The sequence below is a fragment of the Bradyrhizobium genosp. A genome (genome assembly GCF_049949275.1).
Classification (GTDB): Bacteria; Pseudomonadota; Alphaproteobacteria; order Rhizobiales; family Xanthobacteraceae; genus Bradyrhizobium.
The window spans coordinates 6,343,785-6,360,849 of sequence record NZ_CP188196.1 but is presented as its reverse complement, the minus strand read 5'-3'; the positions used below and the strand labels follow the sequence as shown (position 1 = coordinate 6,360,849).

The window sequence follows — 17,065 nt, the reverse complement described above, 5'->3', positions numbered from 1 at the left end:
AGCGGAGCGAGCGGTGCTGGAGGTCAGCGGGCTGGTGAAGCGGTTTGGCGGCTTCATCGCCGTCAACAACGTGTCGTTCAAAGTCGATCAGGGCGAGATCCTCGGCCTGATCGGCCCCAACGGCTCTGGCAAGAGCACGATCTTCAACATGCTTTCCGGCACGCTGGCGCCGAGCTCCGGATCGATCCTGTTCGATGGTGCGGAGATCGCAGGGCTGGCGCCGCACCGGATCATCAACCGCGGCATCGGGCGCACCTTTCAGATCCCGCGACCGTTTCGCCGCCTCTCCATCTTCGAGAACGTCGCGCTCGCGGGCTTCTACGGTCAGGGTCGGCACAGCCGCGTCAAGGCAGAGGAGGCGGCGGAGCGGTCACTCGCGATGGTGGGCTTGCCGACCGATCGTCACGCCAGCGTCGACGGCCTCGGGGCGGCCGGGTTGAAAAAGCTCGAGCTTGCGAAAGCGCTCGCCACCGCGCCAAAATTGCTGCTCGCCGACGAGAGCCTCGGCGGTCTCGACGAGGCCGAGATGGGCCAGGCCGCCGACATGCTGCGCAACATCCGCGACGAGCTGGGCATCACCATCATCTGGGTCGAGCACATCATGGGCGTGCTGATGCGCGTCGTCGACCGCGTCATGGTGCTCGATCACGGCGAGAAGATCTCGGAAGGCCTGCCGAGCTCGGTTGCGGGCGATCCGCGCGTCATCGAAGTCTATCTCGGCACCGATGCCGAGACCACGCAAGCTGCGGCCGCTGAAGCGCGCCGCCGTGCGGGAGGCCAATGATGCTGGAGCTTCGCGGCGTCAGTGCCGGCTATGGCACCTTCCAGGCGCTGTTCGACGTCAATCTCGACGTGAAGGCCGGTGAGGCCGTCGGCGTCATCGGCCCGAACGGCGCCGGCAAGACCACGCTGATGCGCGTCATCTCCGGCCTGATCCGCCCCTCGCGCGGCTCGATCACCACGGAGGGCGTCGACGTCCTGGCGACGCCGCCGCACAAGATCGTCAGCCTCGGGATCGCGCATGTGCCGGAGAACCGGCGGCTGTTTCCGCAGCTCTCGGTCGACGACAATCTCAGGATGGGCGCCTTCATGAAGGAGGCGCGCGCTCGCTATGCCGAACGGCTGGAGTTCGTGTTCGACCTGTTTCCGCGGCTGAAGGAGCGCCGCCATCAGATGGCCGGCACCATGTCCGGCGGCGAGCAGCAGATGTGCGCGATCGGCCGCGCGCTGATGTCGAATCCAAAGCTCCTGCTGCTCGACGAGCCCTCGGCGGGGCTGGCGCCCGTCGTGGTGCAGCAGGTGTTCGAACTGGTGAAGCGGATTCGCGCCAGCGGGCTGACGGTGCTGATCGTCGAGCAGAACGTGCAGCAGGTGCTGCGCGTGGTCGACCGGGCCTATCTGATCGAGGCCGGCACGATCCGCGCCTCAGGCACCTCGGCCGAGATGCTGTTAAGCACCACGGTCAAGCAAGCGTATCTCGGAGTGTGAGGGGCCTGCAGGCATGCAAGCATTTTTGGATATTTTCGACATCTATCTGCTGGAAGCCGTGATCAACGGCATCCTGCTCGGCGGCGTGCTGGCGCTGCTCGCGCTCGGGCTGAACCTGATCTTCGGCGTCATCGACGTGACCTGGATCTGCTACGCCGAGCTTGTGATGATCGGCATGTACGCGATGTATTTCATGGTCCAGTATTACGGCATCAGCTATTTCATCGCAGCACCACTGACCATTCTGCTCGTCGCGATCCTCGGCGCGCTATTGCATTATCTCGTGATCGCGCCGCTGCTGACGGCGCCGCCGATCAACCAGCTGCTCGCGACCGGCGGCGTGCTGTTCGTGCTGCAGAGCTTTGCCACCGTCGCCTTCGGCATCGACTTCCGCAATCTCGGCATCCGCCTGCCGGTGCTCGCCTTCGGCGACATGAACTTCAGCTACGCACGCCTGCTGTCGTTCCTGGCCGCGCTGGTCGGTATGGTCGCGGTCTATCTGTTCATGACCCGCACCTTCACCGGCACGGCGATCCGCGCCATCTCGCAGGACCGCCAGATCATGGCGCTGATGGGTGTCGACACCAAGCGTATTTATCTTATCACGTCCGCAATCGGCGGTGGGCTGGCCGGGCTCGCCGCCTGCCTGCTGGTGCTGCAATATGACGTGCATCCCTTCGTCGGTCTTTCCTTTGGGCCGATCACCTTCCTGATCTGCGTGCTCGGCGGCTTAGGCAATTTCATCGGCGGCTTCATCGCCGCCTTCGTCTTTGCCGAGATCATCTCGCTCGGTGGTCTGTTCTCCGATCTCGAATGGGGTTACGTGCTCGCCTTCGCCTTCTTCATCGTCATGATGTTCATCCGGCCCGCGGGCCTGCTTGCGAGGCGCCGATGATGGGGCAGGGCCGGCTTGTCGCATGGGGGATAGGACTGGCCGCGCTGGTCGCGCTGCCCTTCGTCTATCGCGATCCCTATCATCTGCACATTCTGGTGCTGATCCTGATCTGGTCGTTCGCCTACACGTCGTGGTCGATGATGGGGAGGTTCGGCTTGGTCTCGCTCGGCCACGGTGGCTTCATGGGGATCGGCGCCTATGTCACGGCGCTGCTGTGGAATCATCTCGGGCTGTCGCCATGGATCGGGATTCCCGTCAGCATGGTCGCGGCCGGTGCGCTGGCGCTGATCGTCGGTTATCCCTGTTTCCGCTTCCGCATCACCGGGCATTACTTCGTGCTGGTGACGCTCGCGCTCTCCGGCATCGTGCTTCAGGTTATCACGGCCACGCGCGACTATACCGGCGGCTCGCTCGGCTACACGCCGAACCGCGCGTCTGGCAACAAGCTGCTGGCGCTGCAATTCGACGACAAGACCACCTGGTATCTGATCGCGCTTGCGGTGTGGCTCGCCGGCATCGTCGTCTGGCATTTGATCGATCGCAGCATGAGCCGCTACGCGCTCGAGGCGATCTCGGAGGACGAGGACGCGGCTGCCGCCGCCGGCGTCGACGTCACCGCGGAAAAACTGAAGGTCACCTTGATCAGCGCTGTGATGACGGCGCTCGCCGGCGCGATCTATTGCCAGTACCAGATGTTCATCACGCCCGACACCGTCTCCGGCATCGCGGTGTCGCTCCAGATGGTGTTCGCGGCCATCGTCGGCGGCCTGTTCGTCTCGCTCGGTCCGACTGTCGGCGCCGTCATCACTATCCTGCTCGCGGAAACCTTGCGCATCGGCTTTGGCACCAGGGCGGTCGGCTGGGACAACCTCGTCTACGGCGTGCTGCTGGTGCTTTTCATCATATTCCTTCCGAAGGGCATCCTTGGTAGCCTGCTCGACCGATTGAAGCCGCAACGCAAGGTGCCCCGCGCTCATGAACAAAAAGCCGTCCAAATCGCTCGTCCAGGAACTTGACCGCTACATCACGCCATTCCGGCATGACGGGTCCGGCAAGTTTCACCTGAAGGATTACAAGACCAACGAGAAGGGCGATCTGGACAAGGAGACGGCGCAGGAGATTCTCGACGCCAACAAGAAGCGTCTCGTCGCATTCCAGGAAAAGCTCTATGCCCAGGACCGCTGGTCGATTCTGATCATATTCCAGGCCATGGATGCCGGCGGCAAGGATTCCGCGATCAAGGCGATCTTCGAGGGCATTAATCCGCAGGGCTGCGAGGTGTCCGCCTTCAAGGCACCGAGCACCAAGGAGCTCAACCACGATTTCCTCTGGCGTCACGTCATCGCGCTGCCGGAGCGCGGCCATATCGGCATCTTCAATCGCTCTCACTACGAGGAATGCCTGGTGACGCGCGTGCATCCCGAGATCCTCGCCAAGGAGAAGCTGCCGCCAAGTCTCGTCACCAAGAACATCTGGAAGGAGCGGTTCGAGGACATCTCCGCTTTCGAGCGCTATCTCTGCCGGAACGGCACATTGGTGCTGAAATTCTTCCTCAATCTCTCCAAGGAGGAGCAGCGCCTGCGCTTTCTCGACCGGCTGGATGAGCCGGCCAAACAATGGAAGTTCTCGATGGACGACATCAAGGAGCGCGCCTTGTGGCCACGCTACCAGGCGGTCTATCAGGACATCGTGCGCCACACCGCCACGCCGCATGCGCCCTGGTATGTCGTGCCCGCCGACCACAAATGGTTCGCCCGCGTCGTGATCGGCTCGGTCATCGTCGCGGCGCTGGAAAAACTGGATCTGCGCTTTCCGCGCGCCGACAAGGCTTCGCTGGCGGAGTTCGACGAAGTCCGCAGGGCGCTCGAGAACGAGGGCAAGAAGCGAAGGTGACAACGAGCAGGCAAATCAGCCGCGCGCTCGTAGTCACCGGAAAGAATCCTCGAAAACAACCCCATGCACAGTAGCCAACGATAGTGAAATCAACGGCTTGACTCGCCGGCGCAAACGATATTCGGAATTAGCGAATTTCATTTGACCCGACGGGCAAAACAGGGGCATGATGTCACCATCGCGCCGGTGACCCTCAGTACCCCCGGCCCCCACCATACGCTGCCGAGGGGGATTTCTTCCGCGCTCCGGTGTCGTCAGTCGTTGCGGAACAGGCGTGCAAATGTGATCCCCAGGCCATTGATCCCCGCTTGACAGATTTATGTCGCGGGAGGAGCATCCACGTGGTCGCAAACAAGCGACGCGTAACGTCCACTTCATGAGCAAGGGGAGGTCTATGACGCCACCTCCGCAAATCCAGCCGCGTTAAGTGCGATGGAGCTCGTTCGGACTATCGCATAGCGGCAGAAACCGCGAACGGCACGCCGGGTAAAGGTTTAGAGGGCTGCATCAGTAAGGCATAGCCCCTACCTGCCCGGCGCTGTGCGTTTTGGCGCATTCACTGCATTGCAGGAAATGCCAAGAGATCGTCGCCTCATCGGCAAAATTCCGACACACCATCGGGGCGAATAGCGGCATCCGACATGACGCATGCGCTTGGTGCGGCGACGATTCGACCGCTGCCGGCGCATTTCATTTTTTAAGGAATCCGCGTGTCGCATAAGCTCGCCCAGGCGCTCCTCGCAGCCCTCTTCCTTGCAATCTCCTCTCTCTCCAGTACCCGCGCCGAGCCGGCTGCTCCGGCTGCTGGCAATGCCGCCGTGCTGTCACCTGACGAGGCCAAGCGGGCGCTGGAGACGCTTCAGGACGACAAGAAGCGCGCGCAAATGATCGATACGCTGCGCGCGATCGCGAATGCGTCCGGTCCGCAGCAGCCAGCGCCCCCGCCCGAGCAGAAGTCACCGATCCCGCTGTCGGCTGACGGCCTCGGCGCGCAGCTTTTGCTCACAGTGTCCGAGGAGATCGGCGAGATTTCGCGCGATGTCGCCGACATGGCGCGGACGCTCACGCACTTTCCGGCGTTCTACTACTGGATCGTGCGGACTGCGAATGATCCCGATGCTTATAATCTCCTGATCGAGATCGCCTGGAAGCTGGCGCTGGTGTTCGGCTGCGCGCTTGCGGCCGAATGGGTGATGGTGCGCCTGGTCCGGCGTCCGGTCGCCTTCCTCGAAGCACGCGTGCCGCAGACCGCGCACCTGCCGGTGCAGGTGCTGCCCCTGGCCGATACGCTGTCATCGGTCGCCGACGTCGCGCCTTCGCCGGACTTGCACAAGCGCCGGCACAGCCTCGCGCGCGTCTGGCAACTGTTGCTCCGGCTGCCCTTCGTGCTGGGGCGGCTGCTGCTCGAACTGCTCCCGGTGGTCGTTTTCGTTGGCCTCGCGACCGCACTGCTCGGAACGGAGATCGGCGAGCCCGCGACCGTCCGTCTCGTGATCCTCGCGGTTGTCAATGCCTATGCGTTCTCGCGCGGGCTCATTTGCGTCGTCCGTGCGCTGGCCGGGCCGTTCGGCCTGTTTCCGGTGCGCGCAGAGACGGCGGCCTATATCGAGATCTGGGCGCGCCGCATCGTCGGCGTCGCGGTGACCGGCATTGCGTTTGCCAATGTGGCGCTGCTGCTCGGCCTGCATCGCGCCGGCTACGCGGCGCTGGTGCGCATGGTGATGCTGGTCGTGCACCTCTTTGTCGTCGTCATCATCCTGCAATGCCGCCGCCAGGTCGCAGACGCCATCCGCGCGCCGGCCGACCGGCAGGGGCTCGCGGCGCGCCTGCGCAACCGCATCGCCGGCGGCTGGCATTATCTGGCCATCGCGCTCGACCTGGCGCTGTGGGCGGTCTGGGCGCTGAACATCCGCAACGGCTATTCGTTGCTGCTGCAATATTTCGTCGGCACCATCGCGGTGGTGCTGATCACGCGGGTCGCGATCATGGTGACGCTGAGCTTGATCGACCGCGGCTTCCGCATCCAGCCGGAAGTCCTTCAGCGCTTTCCGGGACTGGAGGTCCGCGCCAACCGCTATCTGCCGCTGCTGCGCAAGATCGTATCCAGCGTCATCGCCTTCATCGGCTTCGTCGCCGTGCTCGAGGTCTGGGGCGTCGATGCCATCGTCTGGTTCTACGGTGGTCAGATCGGCAGCCGGCTGCTCTCGGCGGTGGCGACGATCGGCATCGCCGTCGTCATCGCCGCGGCGATCTGGGAGGCCAGCAACGCGCTGCTGGACCGGCAGATCAATACGCTGTCGCGCGACGGACATTATGCCCGCGCGGCACGTCTGCGCACCTTCCAGCCGATGCTGCGGACCGCGCTGATGTGCCTGATCGCCTCCGTCGTCGGGCTCACGACGCTGAGCGAAATCGGCGTCAATGTGGCACCGCTGCTCGCTGGCGCCGGCATCGTCGGCATTGCCATCGGCTTCGGTTCGCAAAAGCTGGTGCAGGATCTCATCACCGGCCTGTTCCTGCTCCTGGAGAACACGGTCCAGGTCGGCGATACCGTCAGCGTGTCGGGCTTGTCAGGCGTGGTCGAGAACGTCTCGATCCGCACCATCCGCTTGCGCGCCGGCGACGGCGCCGTGCACATCGTGCCGTTCAGCGCGGTGACGACCATCACCAATGCCAGCCGCGGCGCCGGCAATGCCTCCGTCAGCGTCAATGTCGCCTACAAGGAAGACACCGACCGCGCCGGCCAGATTCTCAAGGACATCGTCGAGGAGATGCGCCGCGAGAGCGAATTCCGCCCGTTGATCCGCGGCGATCTCGAGCTCTGGGGCATCGACAAGGTCGATGGTGCCATGGTGTCGATCGTCGGTCAGATCCGCTGCACCGAGGCCGGCCGCTGGCCGGTCCAGCGCGAATTCAACCGCCGCATGAAGCAGCGCTTCCAGCAGAACGGCATCGAGGTCGCATCCGCCACCCAGACCATCTTGATGCAGATCGCGCCGCCGGCCGATGTCGCCACCAATCTGACGTCAAGGCGGGCGGCCGGATAGTCGGTCGTCACATTTTCCGGCTTGCCTCCGCATATGGTGGCCGGTCGTGAAGGCTGCGGACATCAAGCCGGAATAGCTGAGCGGCGCCACAAGCGCGCTTCTCCTCCTCCTGAGGAGCCCGCGAAAGCGGGCGTCTCGAAGGATGCGCCGCGGGTGAGATCGGGGGCCTGCATGGTTCGAGACGGCGCTGGCGCGCCTCCTCACCATGAGGGTCGGAAGCTTGCGACGTTAACCTTTTATCGTTCGCGAAAATCTCGCTGCGGTGCGAGATCACAATCGCGGCCTGAGGGGCAACGTCCTTGATCTTGATGGAACGCTGGCCGACAATGTTTGCCCTTCAATAAGAAACTCCCTGGGGGATTTCGTGAATAGACCTGCTTGGGTCAGCGCCCAACCGACCTCATCCGATTCCGCGCAAGGCATGACGGTGCTGCGCGATCCCCTGCTTAACAAGGGCACGGCCTTCACCGAGGCGGAGCGCGCCGCGCACGGCCTGCGCGGCCTGCTGCCGCCTTGCGTGCTGACGATCGAGACGCAGGTCGACCGCGTGCTGACCAATCTGCGCACGCTGCCAACCGACCTGGAAAAATACGTCGCGCTGAATGCGCTGCATGACCGCAACGAGGCGCTGTTCTTCCGCGTCGTGGTCGACAATATCGACGAGATCCAGCCGATCATCTACACGCCGACGGTCGGGCTCGCGTGCCAGAAATACGGCCTCATCTTCCAGCGGCCGCGCGGCATGTTCATCTCCTCGCGCGATCGCGGCCAGATTGCCGAGATCCTGAAGAACTGGCCTTATCCGGCCAAGCTGATCGTCGTCACCGACGGCGAACGCATTTTGGGACTTGGCGATCTCGGTGCCAATGGAATGGGTATCCCCGTCGGCAAGCTTTCGCTCTATTCGGCCTGCGCCGGCGTGCACCCCGAGCACTGCCTGCCGATCGTGCTCGACGTCGGCACCAACAACGAGGAGCTCCTGAGCGATCCCTACTATCTCGGTCTGCGCGAGCGACGGCTCACCGGCGAGGCCTATGATAGTTTCGTCGACGAGTTCATGACCGCCGCGCGAAAGACATTTCCCGATGTGCTGATCCAGTTCGAGGATTTCGCCAACCATTCCGCGTTCAAGCTGCTGCACAAATACCGGGATGAAGCCTGTGTCTTCAACGACGACATCCAGGGCACCGCAGCGGTTGCGCTCGCCGGCCTGTTCTCGGCGTTGCGTGTCAACGGCGGCAAGCTGAGAGACCAGCGCATCCTGTTCCTCGGCGCGGGCGAGGCCGCAACCGGCATTGCTGATCTCGTCGTCTCCGCCATGATGGCGGAGGGCGCAACGGAAACCGATGCGCTCCGGCGCAACTGGCTGGTGGATTCCCGCGGCCTCGTTGTCAGCGGTCGCGAAGGTCTCTCCGGCCACAAGCTCCGTTATGCGCATAAGGATCAGGCGCCGATGGCCGACTTCCTCACCGCGATCAAGACGCTGAAGCCGACGGCGATCATCGGCGTCGCCGCGGTCGGCGGCGCCTTCACGCCCGAGGTGCTCAAGGCGATGGCCGCGCTCAACGAGCAGCCGATCGTGTTCGCGCTGTCCAACCCGACCTCGAAGGCCGAGTGCTCGGCGGAGGATGCCTATCGCTACACCGAGGGCCGCGCGCTGTTCGCCTGCGGCAGCCCCTATGATCCGGTCAAGCTCAACGGCCGCACCTTCGTGCCGCGCCAGGGCAACAACTCCTACATCTTCCCCGGCGTCGGACTTGGCGTCATCGCCAGCCGCTCGCGGCTCGTGACCGACGAGATGTTCATGGCGGCGGCCCATACCCTCGCCAATTGCGTCGGCGAGGACGACCTCGATCAGGGCAGCCTCTATCCCGCGCTGCCCCGCATCCGCGAGGTCTCGGCCCTCATTGCGGCGGCGGTCGCTGATGTCGCCTATCAGCGCGGGCTCGCCGACGGACCCGCGCCGAACGACGTCAAGGGCCTGGTCCGGTCGCAGATGTACGAGCCGAAGTACTGAGTTAGGAGGCTGTCGCTTATGACGGCTGGAGACTGCCGGGAGAGCTCGGCCTGCATGGTTCGAGACGCCCGCTTTGCAGGGCTCCTCACCATGAGGGTTTAATATCTCGCAGCAAACGCGACCTCATCCTGAGGGCCCGCCGTAGGCGGGCGTCTCGAAGGATGGGCCGCGGGCAAGCTGCCCGCTACGTCGTTCTGCATATTCGAAAGCCCTGCTGGCCATGACGGCACGGTGGAATCGCCGTTGTTTGCCGCCGCCTTATGTGCGACGGTTCGTAGCGTTACAAGAATCTCAAGCCGTTAGGTAGCCACCATGGATGATCGTTTGCCCGACCTGGGCGATCTTGAGCACGAGGTCATGCAATTGGTGTGGGCCCATGGGCCGGTCACGGCCGAAATCGTGCGCGAGCGGTTGTCGCGGCGCCTGAAGGAATCGACGGTGCGGACGGTGCTGCGCCGGCTGGAAGAAAAAGGCTATGCTCGCCACACCGTGGACGGACGTACCTACGTGTACCACGCCGCCGAAGAGCGCGCCCGCGTCGCGGCCAAGGCGGTGCAGCGCATCGTCGACTGGTTCTGCAATGGCTCGATGGAGGAGGTCCTCGTCGGCATGGTGGACAATGCGATGCTTGACCAGCAGCAATTGCGCGCGCTGGCCGACCAGGTGGCCAAGGCGAAGAAGGCGAGGGGAGTGAAAAGAGAATGATCGCAGCTCTGGCTGAGGCGGCGTTACGCTCCTTCGCGCTGGGAGGCGTCGTCTGGATCGGTCTCATCCTGTTTCGCGTGCGGGAGCTCGACTTTCTCGCCAGCCTGAGAACCGGCTGGCGGCTGCTCTATCGGCGCGAACTGATGCGGCTCATCAGGGGCGACGTCGAAGCCGGTGAGGCGCGGCCGGAGGCGCGCCCGATCAGCTGGCGCGCCGTATCAGGCTGATTTTCCGCCGGTCTGTGTCGATTCAGGACAGGTGACTGTGGTGGATTCATCACAGCCGGCGGCGAAACCATGGTGGCCGCAAGGCCGCTTTTGTTCAGCCAAGGTTCTGCCCTCATTGCCCACCGAAACTTAGGCGTGTTCGGAGGGCGCATCATGTCTCGCTTTGCACGTGCCGAAACTGTCCGGATTTCGCCGGCAACCGCGAGCCGGTTGCTGCTCGCCATCATCGGAGCCGCATCGCTCGCCGCGTGCGCGCAATCACCGGTTGGCCGTCAGAAGGCCGACCTTGCCGTGACCGGCCGGCAGGCGGCGATCGAGCGGCCGCACCGCGTGGCAGCGCTGCATCCGCGCCCGATCTACAGGCCGCGTCCGTCTGACGACACAGCGAGCACCAAGCGGACCGCTTCGCATGGCGTTGCGAGCTTCTATTCGGATACGGAGACCGCGAGCGGTGAGAAGTTCGACAAGAACGACTTGACCGCGGCCCATCCGAGCCTGCCGTTCGGCACCAGGCTGCGCGTCACCGATGTCTCCTCCGGCCGCTTCGTGACGGTCAGGGTCAACGATCGCGGGCCCTTCGTTCACGGACGCGTGGTCGACATCTCGCCCTCCGCCGCCGAGGCGCTTGGCATGGTCGACAGGGGCGTCGCCAATGTCCGGCTCGACGTCGTGCAATAGGGCTGCTTGTCGAGATCGACACGCCGCGCTTAACCGGCTGTTAGCTGCTCTCGCGCACCATGGGTGCCCGGCAATTCGGGGCTTTGGGGGAGATGGCGCTTGAACACGATCCAGTATCTCGAAGATCAGGCGGCGCGCGCCGAGCGGCTTGCCAAACGGATCACGGATACGCTGACGATCGAAAAGCTCCTGACCTTCGCCGGCGAACGCCGTCGCGAGATCGAAGTCATCGCCGGCCGCCGGCGCGCCTGACTCCGAGAGCGCCGCGGAAGCGGCGCTTTGTTGCCTGCTTGCTTGAGCTTGCCGCCGCGGCCCGCGCAATCAGCTATGGCTCTCGACGAAATCGCTGAGGTAGTCGGGGAGCGTCACGCCATCGATATCGCATCGTGCCTGGATTTCACCGGCGACATCGGTCGAGATGTCCTTCATCCAGTGCTCGAGCGTGTTGAACGAGATCACCTTGATGGGGTCGTTGAAGCAGCCGGCGACGAGCTCACCGATGGTGGCTTCGAGGTCGCTCCGCTCGACACGGATTTCAGTCGCCTTGTCGAGGCGATCGATCACCACGAACATTGTCTGGTCTGCGCCATAAGGCACGACCGGGGATGGCACGCCAGCTTCAAGCATGTGAGCGTCTCACGCCTTGGCTTCCGATCCCTGTCAACGGGAAAAACCGGAAGAAGGTTCCTGCCGAGATCGAAAGGCGCAGGTAAAGACGTTTGTCGTACGCGTGCGGCGGCGGTGTTCGCCTACGCTCAGAGAAATTCTCTCAGCCGCGACAGTTCGAGGACGTGCTCGGGCGAGAGGATGTCCGTGACCAGCGGTGGCTGCGGCACCGTGTGGATCTCATAGAGATGCCGGGTCGGCGCGGGCTTCGCCATGAAGGCCGAGATGCACTCGTCCAGCGTCCCTTCGCTCACCTGATAGGATGCGCGGTCCGGCCGGCGCTGGTTTCCGAGCGACGGCCATTTATGTAGCACGGCGAGGGCGCCGAAATCGACTTTTGACTCAACTGATACGCCAGCCATCGTCCCCGCCTCACGCGAAAAGAACCCCAGCACGCAACCTCGCGTGCCAGGGCCCATATCCATCGCTGCATCTCAATGCCACGCGCCGATAACGCGGCGGCCGGGAAAAGGTTCCCGGCCGATGGCGTCTTAACTCGCGGCCGCTGCGATTTGGTGCCTTGGGCTCGCCTGGCTCTGGCTGGTGTCGTCGCCACGGCTGACCTCCGGCGGAAGCCCTGCGAAACGCCGCAGGGCTTGCGCCATCTGCACCCGGCCCTGGACGCCGGTGATCACCACGTCGACCATCACAAAGGACGAGTGGAAATGGCCGCGCGCCTTGACTTGCTCGACCGGGACACCCGCTGCCGCCATCGCCTCGGCATAGGCGACGCCCTCGTCGCGCAACGGATCGAACTCGCAGGTGACCACCAACGCCGGCGGCAGGCCGGCGACCTTGCCGCGTAGCGGCGAGACGCGCGGATCGGTGCGGTCGGCTGGCGAGCAGTAGAGGTCCCAGAACCAGTACATCAGCGACCGCGTCAGGAAGTAGCCCGTCGCATTGTCGTTGTAGGAAGGCCGGTCGAAGGTGCAGTCGGTGACCAGACACACCAGCAGCTGGCCGGCGATGTCAGGCCCGCTGCGGTCGCGCGCGAGCTGGCAGGTGACGGCGGCGATGTTGCCGCCGGCGCTCCAGCCTGCGACCAGCACCGGGCCCGGCTTGCCGCCGAGCTCGGCCAGATGCTCGGCGATCCAGCGCGTCGCTGCATAGCCGTCCTCGGCCGCCGTCGGGAAGCGATGCTCCGGTGCGTGACGATACCCGACGCTGACAAAGGTCATGCCGGTTCGCCGCACCATGTCGCGGCAGAACGGCTCGTCCGACTGCTCGTCGCCGAGCACCCAGCCGCCGCCATGGAAATAGACCACGACCTGATGAGGTCCCGGTGTGGCCGGCTTGTAGACGCGATAAGGCAGCGGGCCATCCGCGCCGGGCAGAGTGCCGTCGACGATGTCGCCGATCAGCCGTCCGGCGGGGCGGCCCTTGTTGAACTCGTTGACGAAGGCGCGTGCGCCGATCGCGCCCATCGACTCGATCGGCGGCAGGTTCAGCGACGCCAGCAGGTTCAGCACCAACCGCACGTCCGGCTGCAGCCGCACCACCTCGCCGTCATTGCATTGCGCGGCGACGTTGGGGCCGGTGAGCCTGAAGCCGAGCATGCCGCGGCTCGTGACCTCGTCGCAGATGCTGCGATAGGGACCGACGCCGCCGGTGTAAGGCATCAGGCCCTGCACCTTTCCGGGTACGTTGGCGCCCGTGTACCAGGTGTTGGCGAGCCGGTGCAGCGTCACCATCGAGCAGTCGGCCATGTGCCGGCCCCAGCCGGCCTGCGCCGTCTCGGTCGGCTCGATCGTGGTGAAGCCGGCGTCGTGCAATGCTTTGAGCCGATCGACGACCCAGTCGACATGCTGCTCGATCGAGACCGCCATGTTCGACAGCACCGACGGGCTGCCGGGGCCGGTGATCATGAAGAAGTTCGGGAAGCCCTCGACCGTGAGACCGAGATAGCTCTGCGGTCCGTGTGCCCAGACATCGCTGAGCGACCTGCCGTTGCGCCCGGTGATCGGATGCACGGCGCGGATCGCGCCGGTCATGGCGTCGAAGCCGGTCGCGAACACGATGACATCGACGTCGACATTGCGTTTGCCGGTGGTGATGCCGCTGGCGGTGATTGCCTTGATCGGCTCCTGGCGCAGATTGACCAGCGTGACGTTCGGCCGGTTGTAGGTCGCGTAGTAGTTGGTATCGAGGCAGGGTCGCTTGGCACCGAACGGATGGTCGTGCGGTGTGAGTGCCGCGGCCGTTTCCGGGTCCTTCACTGCGGCGCGGATTTTTTCGCGGATCAGGTCCGAGACGATGTTGTTGCCGTCGAGATCAACACCCTGATCGGCCCAGAGCTGAGTCAGGATGTGGACGAGATCGCCCGCGGCCCAGGCGCGTTCGAACCGCTCGCGACGCTCGGCATCGCTCAATTGCCAACTCACCACCGTCTGCTGCGGGTAGGGGACGCCGGTCATCGACTGGCGCGCCTGCTCGCGATAGGCCGCGCGGTCGCTCTGGAACAGGTCCCTGCGATCGGCCGGCGAGGGGCCATTATGCGCAGGCAACGCGAAATTCGGCGTGCGCTGGAACACGGTCAGATGCGCGGCCTGCTCGGCGATCAACGGGATCGACTGGATGGCCGACGAGCCGGTGCCGATCACGGCGACGCGTTTTCCGGCGAGATTGACGCCGTCATGCGGCCAGCGTCCGGTGAAATAAACTTGGCCCTTGAAGTCCTTGACGCCATCGATCTCCGGCGGTTTTGGCGCGGAGAGGCAGCCGGTGGCCATGATGTAATGGCGGCAGGAGACCGGCGCGCCATTGTCGGTGGTGAGCTGCCAGCGCTCGGCTGCCTCATCCCATTTCGCTTCGGTGACCTTGGTCTTGAAGCGGATGTCGCGGCGCAGATCGTAGCGGTCGGCGACGAAGCCGAGATAACGCAGGATCTCGGGCTGGGCCGCGTATTTCTCCGACCAGGTCCAGGCCTTGTCGAGTTCCGGATCGAATGTGTAGCTGTAGTCGATGGTCTGGATATCGCAGCGCGCACCGGGATAGCGGTTCCAGTACCAGGTGCCACCGACGTCGCCGGCTTCGTCGAGACCGACGGCCGAGAGGCCGGCCTTGCGCAGGCGATGGAGAAGATAGAGGCCGGCAAATCCGGCGCCGACCACTGCGACGTCGACCTGTTGAGCTGTTCCACTCGCCGCCCTGGACTCGCGTGCGGCGACCATTGCGTCAGGCATGGTATTCCTCCCGTGTATTTTGTTTTGCCGGCAGGCTAGTCCTGCAGGCTCGGCTTGTCATCAGAGCAAGTGCAATCTTCGGTGGTCGTTTGCGGCGTCATCGTGGCGGCGCGAACCCTGCTTCAATGCACGGATCGCGGTGCACAATGGCCGTGATTACCCGGGCTAATCATACCTGACCCGCCTGTGTATGCTTGCGGCTACAAGCCAAGCGTATCCTAGGGCGTCATGACAGAGTTGAGTGAGCGAACCAAAGCCAACATGGACGTCGTCCTGGAGGAGACGTGCCGCCAATTGCCGCATGGCGGCGATCACGACAGCCGCAGGTTCATCGCCGAGCGCCTGATCGAGGCGGCGCAATCCGGCCACTCGACGCTCGGCGAGCTCGGCATCGTCGCGCGGCGTGCGCTGGCGGAGATTATTGCCAAGGGCGGCTAGCTCCAGCCACAGCGCTTGCCTCGCCGCAGGCCGCGGACGTAACCTGACGGGGAACATTTCCGCGCATCGAGATCCCCTGAAGATGCAATCCGTGCTTGCGCTCATTGCAGTCTTTGCATTGCTCTACACCGGCGCGGCCATCGCCCAGCCGGTTGGGCAATTTCCATTTGCGCTGACGCGCGAAGGCCAGATGCTTGGCGCCGTCGAGGGCGAGGTGGCGTCGTTCAAGGGGCTTGCCTATGCAGCGCCGCCGGTCGGCAGCCTGCGCTGGCGTCCGCCGCAGGCATTGCCCGAGAGTTCGGAGATGAGCATGGCTTATGATTATGGCGCGCCCTGTCTCCAGCCATCGCTGCCTGCGGCGCGCGAGGATTGCCTCACGCTCAACGTGTTTCGTCCCTTCGGCGTCGACGGGCCGCTGCCGGTGATGGTGTTCATCCATGGCGGCGGTTTTGTCACGGGCACCGCCAATGATCCGTTGTTTGATGGCGTACGGCTCGCGCAGGCCGGGCTCATCGTGGTCACTGTGAATTATCGTCTTGGCGTGCTCGGCTGGCTGACGCATCCCGCGCTGTCGGAAGGCAACTCCGGCAATTTTGGCCTGATCGACCAGATTGCGGCGCTGCGCTGGGTGCACGACAACGTCGCGGCCTTCGGCGGCGATGCGAACAACGTCACGCTGTTCGGCAACCGTGCCGGCGCAACGTCGATCGCGCTGCTGATGCTGTGCGCCCAATCCCGCGATCTCTTCCAGAAAGCCATTCTGCAATCGGTGCCCGGCCGCGCGCGGCTGCTGTCGTCGCAGGAGGCCGAGGCGGCAGGCCGGCAGTTTGCCGCCGCACTCGGGCAAGAGACGGATCTGCGCGCCGTCGAACCGGCGCGTCTGCTTGCTGCCGAAAAGCGTCTGCTGGAGACATCGCCGCGCAGCTTTACGCCGGCGATGGATGGACATCTGGTGACGGAAGACATCGCCGCCGGATTTGCGATGGGACATGAGAGCCGCATTCCCCTGATCATCGGCTCGAATGACGATGAGACGCGTTACGGCAGCGAGCTGGAGGTCAAGGAGACGCTATCCGCTTCGGGCGAGAGCATCGATGACCTGGGCAGGCTCTATCCCGATGCAACGCGGCCGTCAGACGTTGCGGCCAGCTTCTACACCGACAAGGTCTTCTCCGAGCCGGCGCGAATGCTCGCCCGGCTTCATGCCGCGACCAGCGCGCCGACCTTCCGCTATCGCTTTGCCTATGTGCCGGAAGCACGGCGCGGCCATCCCGACGAAGGCCACGGGCGGGAGTTGCAGTTCATCTTCGGTGTGGAGGGCGTGCCCGGTGCAGGCATCTTCTCGCGCCGGGATCGCGAGGTCGCAAACCGCATGCGGGCCTACTGGATCAACTTTGCCAGGAGCGGCGACCCCAACGGCGCAGGGCTGCCGCATTGGGATGCGGCCGCGGACCACGACCATCTGCTGCTGATCGCGAATGATCGTACCGCCAGCGGCGACGACCCTTGGGTGGAGCGTCTGGACCGGCTCGCGCGCGAGAGCAAAAAATGAGTTGGACTTAGGCCGCGAGCTCGACGCGCGGCGCCGGCGTCAGCCGCTCTTCTTCCAGATAGTCCATCGCGCCGTCCTTCTCGACGGCGTAGAACTGCTGGCCTTCCTTCGTTCGGTAGGCAGCGCGAACGACGCCGCGGCGGCCCTTGTCACTGTTGACGACGTCCCCCAGCGCAAACTTCCTCATCTCACGTCTCGCTTGTCTTTTGGGGCCGACTCCTTCGGCCACGCCGGCGATTTTGGGCGGCAAATCGTTAACGACTTGCTAACCATACCG

The 17,065-nt window shown here is 64.3% G+C and carries 17 protein-coding genes; 13 read left to right on the top strand and 4 right to left on the bottom strand.

Translation table 11 applies throughout. The features are described from left to right. Positions 1-13: 13 nt before the first annotated feature. The 11 genes from ACP2YP_RS29845 (at position 14) to ACP2YP_RS29795 (ending at position 11,202) form a co-directional block, all read left to right on the top strand. A complete protein-coding gene (locus tag ACP2YP_RS29845) occupies positions 14-784 on the top strand; it encodes an ABC transporter ATP-binding protein (protein ID WP_426419810.1) in 771 nt (256 codons plus the stop codon). Continuing rightward, on the top strand, positions 784-1,488 hold the full coding sequence (locus tag ACP2YP_RS29840; protein ID WP_426419809.1) for an ABC transporter ATP-binding protein: 705 nt from the start codon (positions 784-786) through the stop codon (positions 1,486-1,488). The genes ACP2YP_RS29845 and ACP2YP_RS29840 overlap by 1 nt, the downstream gene beginning before the upstream one ends. A gap of 13 nt (positions 1,489-1,501) precedes the next feature. Then, positions 1,502-2,383 carry a branched-chain amino acid ABC transporter permease gene (locus ACP2YP_RS29835; RefSeq protein ID WP_128950396.1) on the top strand — a complete coding sequence of 294 codons (882 nt, stop codon included), beginning with the start codon at positions 1,502-1,504 and terminating at the stop codon, positions 2,381-2,383. Beyond that, positions 2,380-3,399 carry a branched-chain amino acid ABC transporter permease gene (locus tag ACP2YP_RS29830; protein ID WP_426419808.1) on the top strand — a complete coding sequence of 340 codons (1,020 nt, stop codon included), beginning with the start codon at positions 2,380-2,382 and terminating at the stop codon, positions 3,397-3,399. The genes ACP2YP_RS29835 and ACP2YP_RS29830 overlap by 4 nt, the downstream gene beginning before the upstream one ends. Then, positions 3,359-4,276, top strand: a complete 918-nt coding sequence (locus ACP2YP_RS29825; RefSeq protein WP_426419807.1) for a polyphosphate kinase 2 family protein — start codon at positions 3,359-3,361, stop codon at positions 4,274-4,276. The genes ACP2YP_RS29830 and ACP2YP_RS29825 overlap by 41 nt, the downstream gene beginning before the upstream one ends. A 710-nt stretch (positions 4,277-4,986) precedes the next feature. After that, the gene (locus ACP2YP_RS29820; protein WP_426419806.1) at positions 4,987-7,323 is read left to right on the top strand and encodes a mechanosensitive ion channel family protein; all 2,337 of its coding nucleotides are present in this window, start codon (positions 4,987-4,989) and stop codon (positions 7,321-7,323) included. A 421-nt stretch (positions 7,324-7,744) separates the two neighbouring features. Then, positions 7,745-9,340, top strand: a complete 1,596-nt coding sequence (locus ACP2YP_RS29815) for an NAD-dependent malic enzyme (RefSeq protein WP_426426307.1) — start codon at positions 7,745-7,747, stop codon at positions 9,338-9,340. 312 nt (positions 9,341-9,652) lie between these two features. After that, entirely contained in the window at positions 9,653-10,045 is a 393-nt protein-coding gene (locus ACP2YP_RS29810) for a BlaI/MecI/CopY family transcriptional regulator (protein ID WP_426419805.1), read from the top strand. Next, positions 10,042-10,272, top strand: coding sequence for a hypothetical protein (locus ACP2YP_RS29805; RefSeq protein WP_426419804.1), 231 nt, complete (start codon positions 10,042-10,044; stop codon positions 10,270-10,272). The genes ACP2YP_RS29810 and ACP2YP_RS29805 overlap by 4 nt, the downstream gene beginning before the upstream one ends. A 153-nt stretch (positions 10,273-10,425) precedes the next feature. Then, on the top strand, positions 10,426-10,950 hold the full coding sequence (locus ACP2YP_RS29800) for a septal ring lytic transglycosylase RlpA family protein (protein WP_426419803.1): 525 nt from the start codon (positions 10,426-10,428) through the stop codon (positions 10,948-10,950). Between the two features lie 99 nt (positions 10,951-11,049). After that, on the top strand, positions 11,050-11,202 hold the full coding sequence (locus ACP2YP_RS29795) for a hypothetical protein (protein ID WP_164988191.1): 153 nt from the start codon (positions 11,050-11,052) through the stop codon (positions 11,200-11,202). A gap of 69 nt (positions 11,203-11,271) precedes the next feature. Here ACP2YP_RS29795 and ACP2YP_RS29790 read toward each other — a convergent pair whose 3' ends face one another. From ACP2YP_RS29790 to ACP2YP_RS29780, 3 genes are all read right to left on the bottom strand, one after another. Next, entirely contained in the window at positions 11,272-11,577 is a 306-nt protein-coding gene (locus tag ACP2YP_RS29790; protein WP_426419802.1) for a hypothetical protein, read from the bottom strand. A gap of 128 nt (positions 11,578-11,705) precedes the next feature. Further along, positions 11,706-11,978 carry a hypothetical protein gene (locus ACP2YP_RS29785; protein ID WP_426419801.1) on the bottom strand — a complete coding sequence of 91 codons (273 nt, stop codon included), beginning with the start codon at positions 11,976-11,978 and terminating at the stop codon, positions 11,706-11,708. 129 nt (positions 11,979-12,107) lie between these two features. Continuing rightward, positions 12,108-14,798, bottom strand: a complete 2,691-nt coding sequence (locus ACP2YP_RS29780; RefSeq protein WP_426419800.1) for a flavin-containing monooxygenase — start codon at positions 14,796-14,798, stop codon at positions 12,108-12,110. A 228-nt stretch (positions 14,799-15,026) separates the two neighbouring features. Here ACP2YP_RS29780 and ACP2YP_RS29775 point away from each other — a divergent pair, with 228 nt between their 5' ends. Further along, positions 15,027-15,236 carry a hypothetical protein gene (locus ACP2YP_RS29775; protein WP_426419799.1) on the top strand — a complete coding sequence of 70 codons (210 nt, stop codon included), beginning with the start codon at positions 15,027-15,029 and terminating at the stop codon, positions 15,234-15,236. Positions 15,237-15,318: 82 nt separating this feature from the next. Continuing rightward, positions 15,319-16,788 carry a carboxylesterase/lipase family protein gene (locus tag ACP2YP_RS29770; RefSeq protein WP_426419798.1) on the top strand — a complete coding sequence of 490 codons (1,470 nt, stop codon included), beginning with the start codon at positions 15,319-15,321 and terminating at the stop codon, positions 16,786-16,788. Positions 16,789-16,795: 7 nt separating this feature from the next. On the opposite strand, the gene ACP2YP_RS29765 is transcribed toward ACP2YP_RS29770, so the two are convergent. Beyond that, on the bottom strand, positions 16,796-16,975 hold the full coding sequence (locus ACP2YP_RS29765) for a hypothetical protein (protein ID WP_426419797.1): 180 nt from the start codon (positions 16,973-16,975) through the stop codon (positions 16,796-16,798). Positions 16,976-17,065 lie beyond the last annotated feature (90 nt).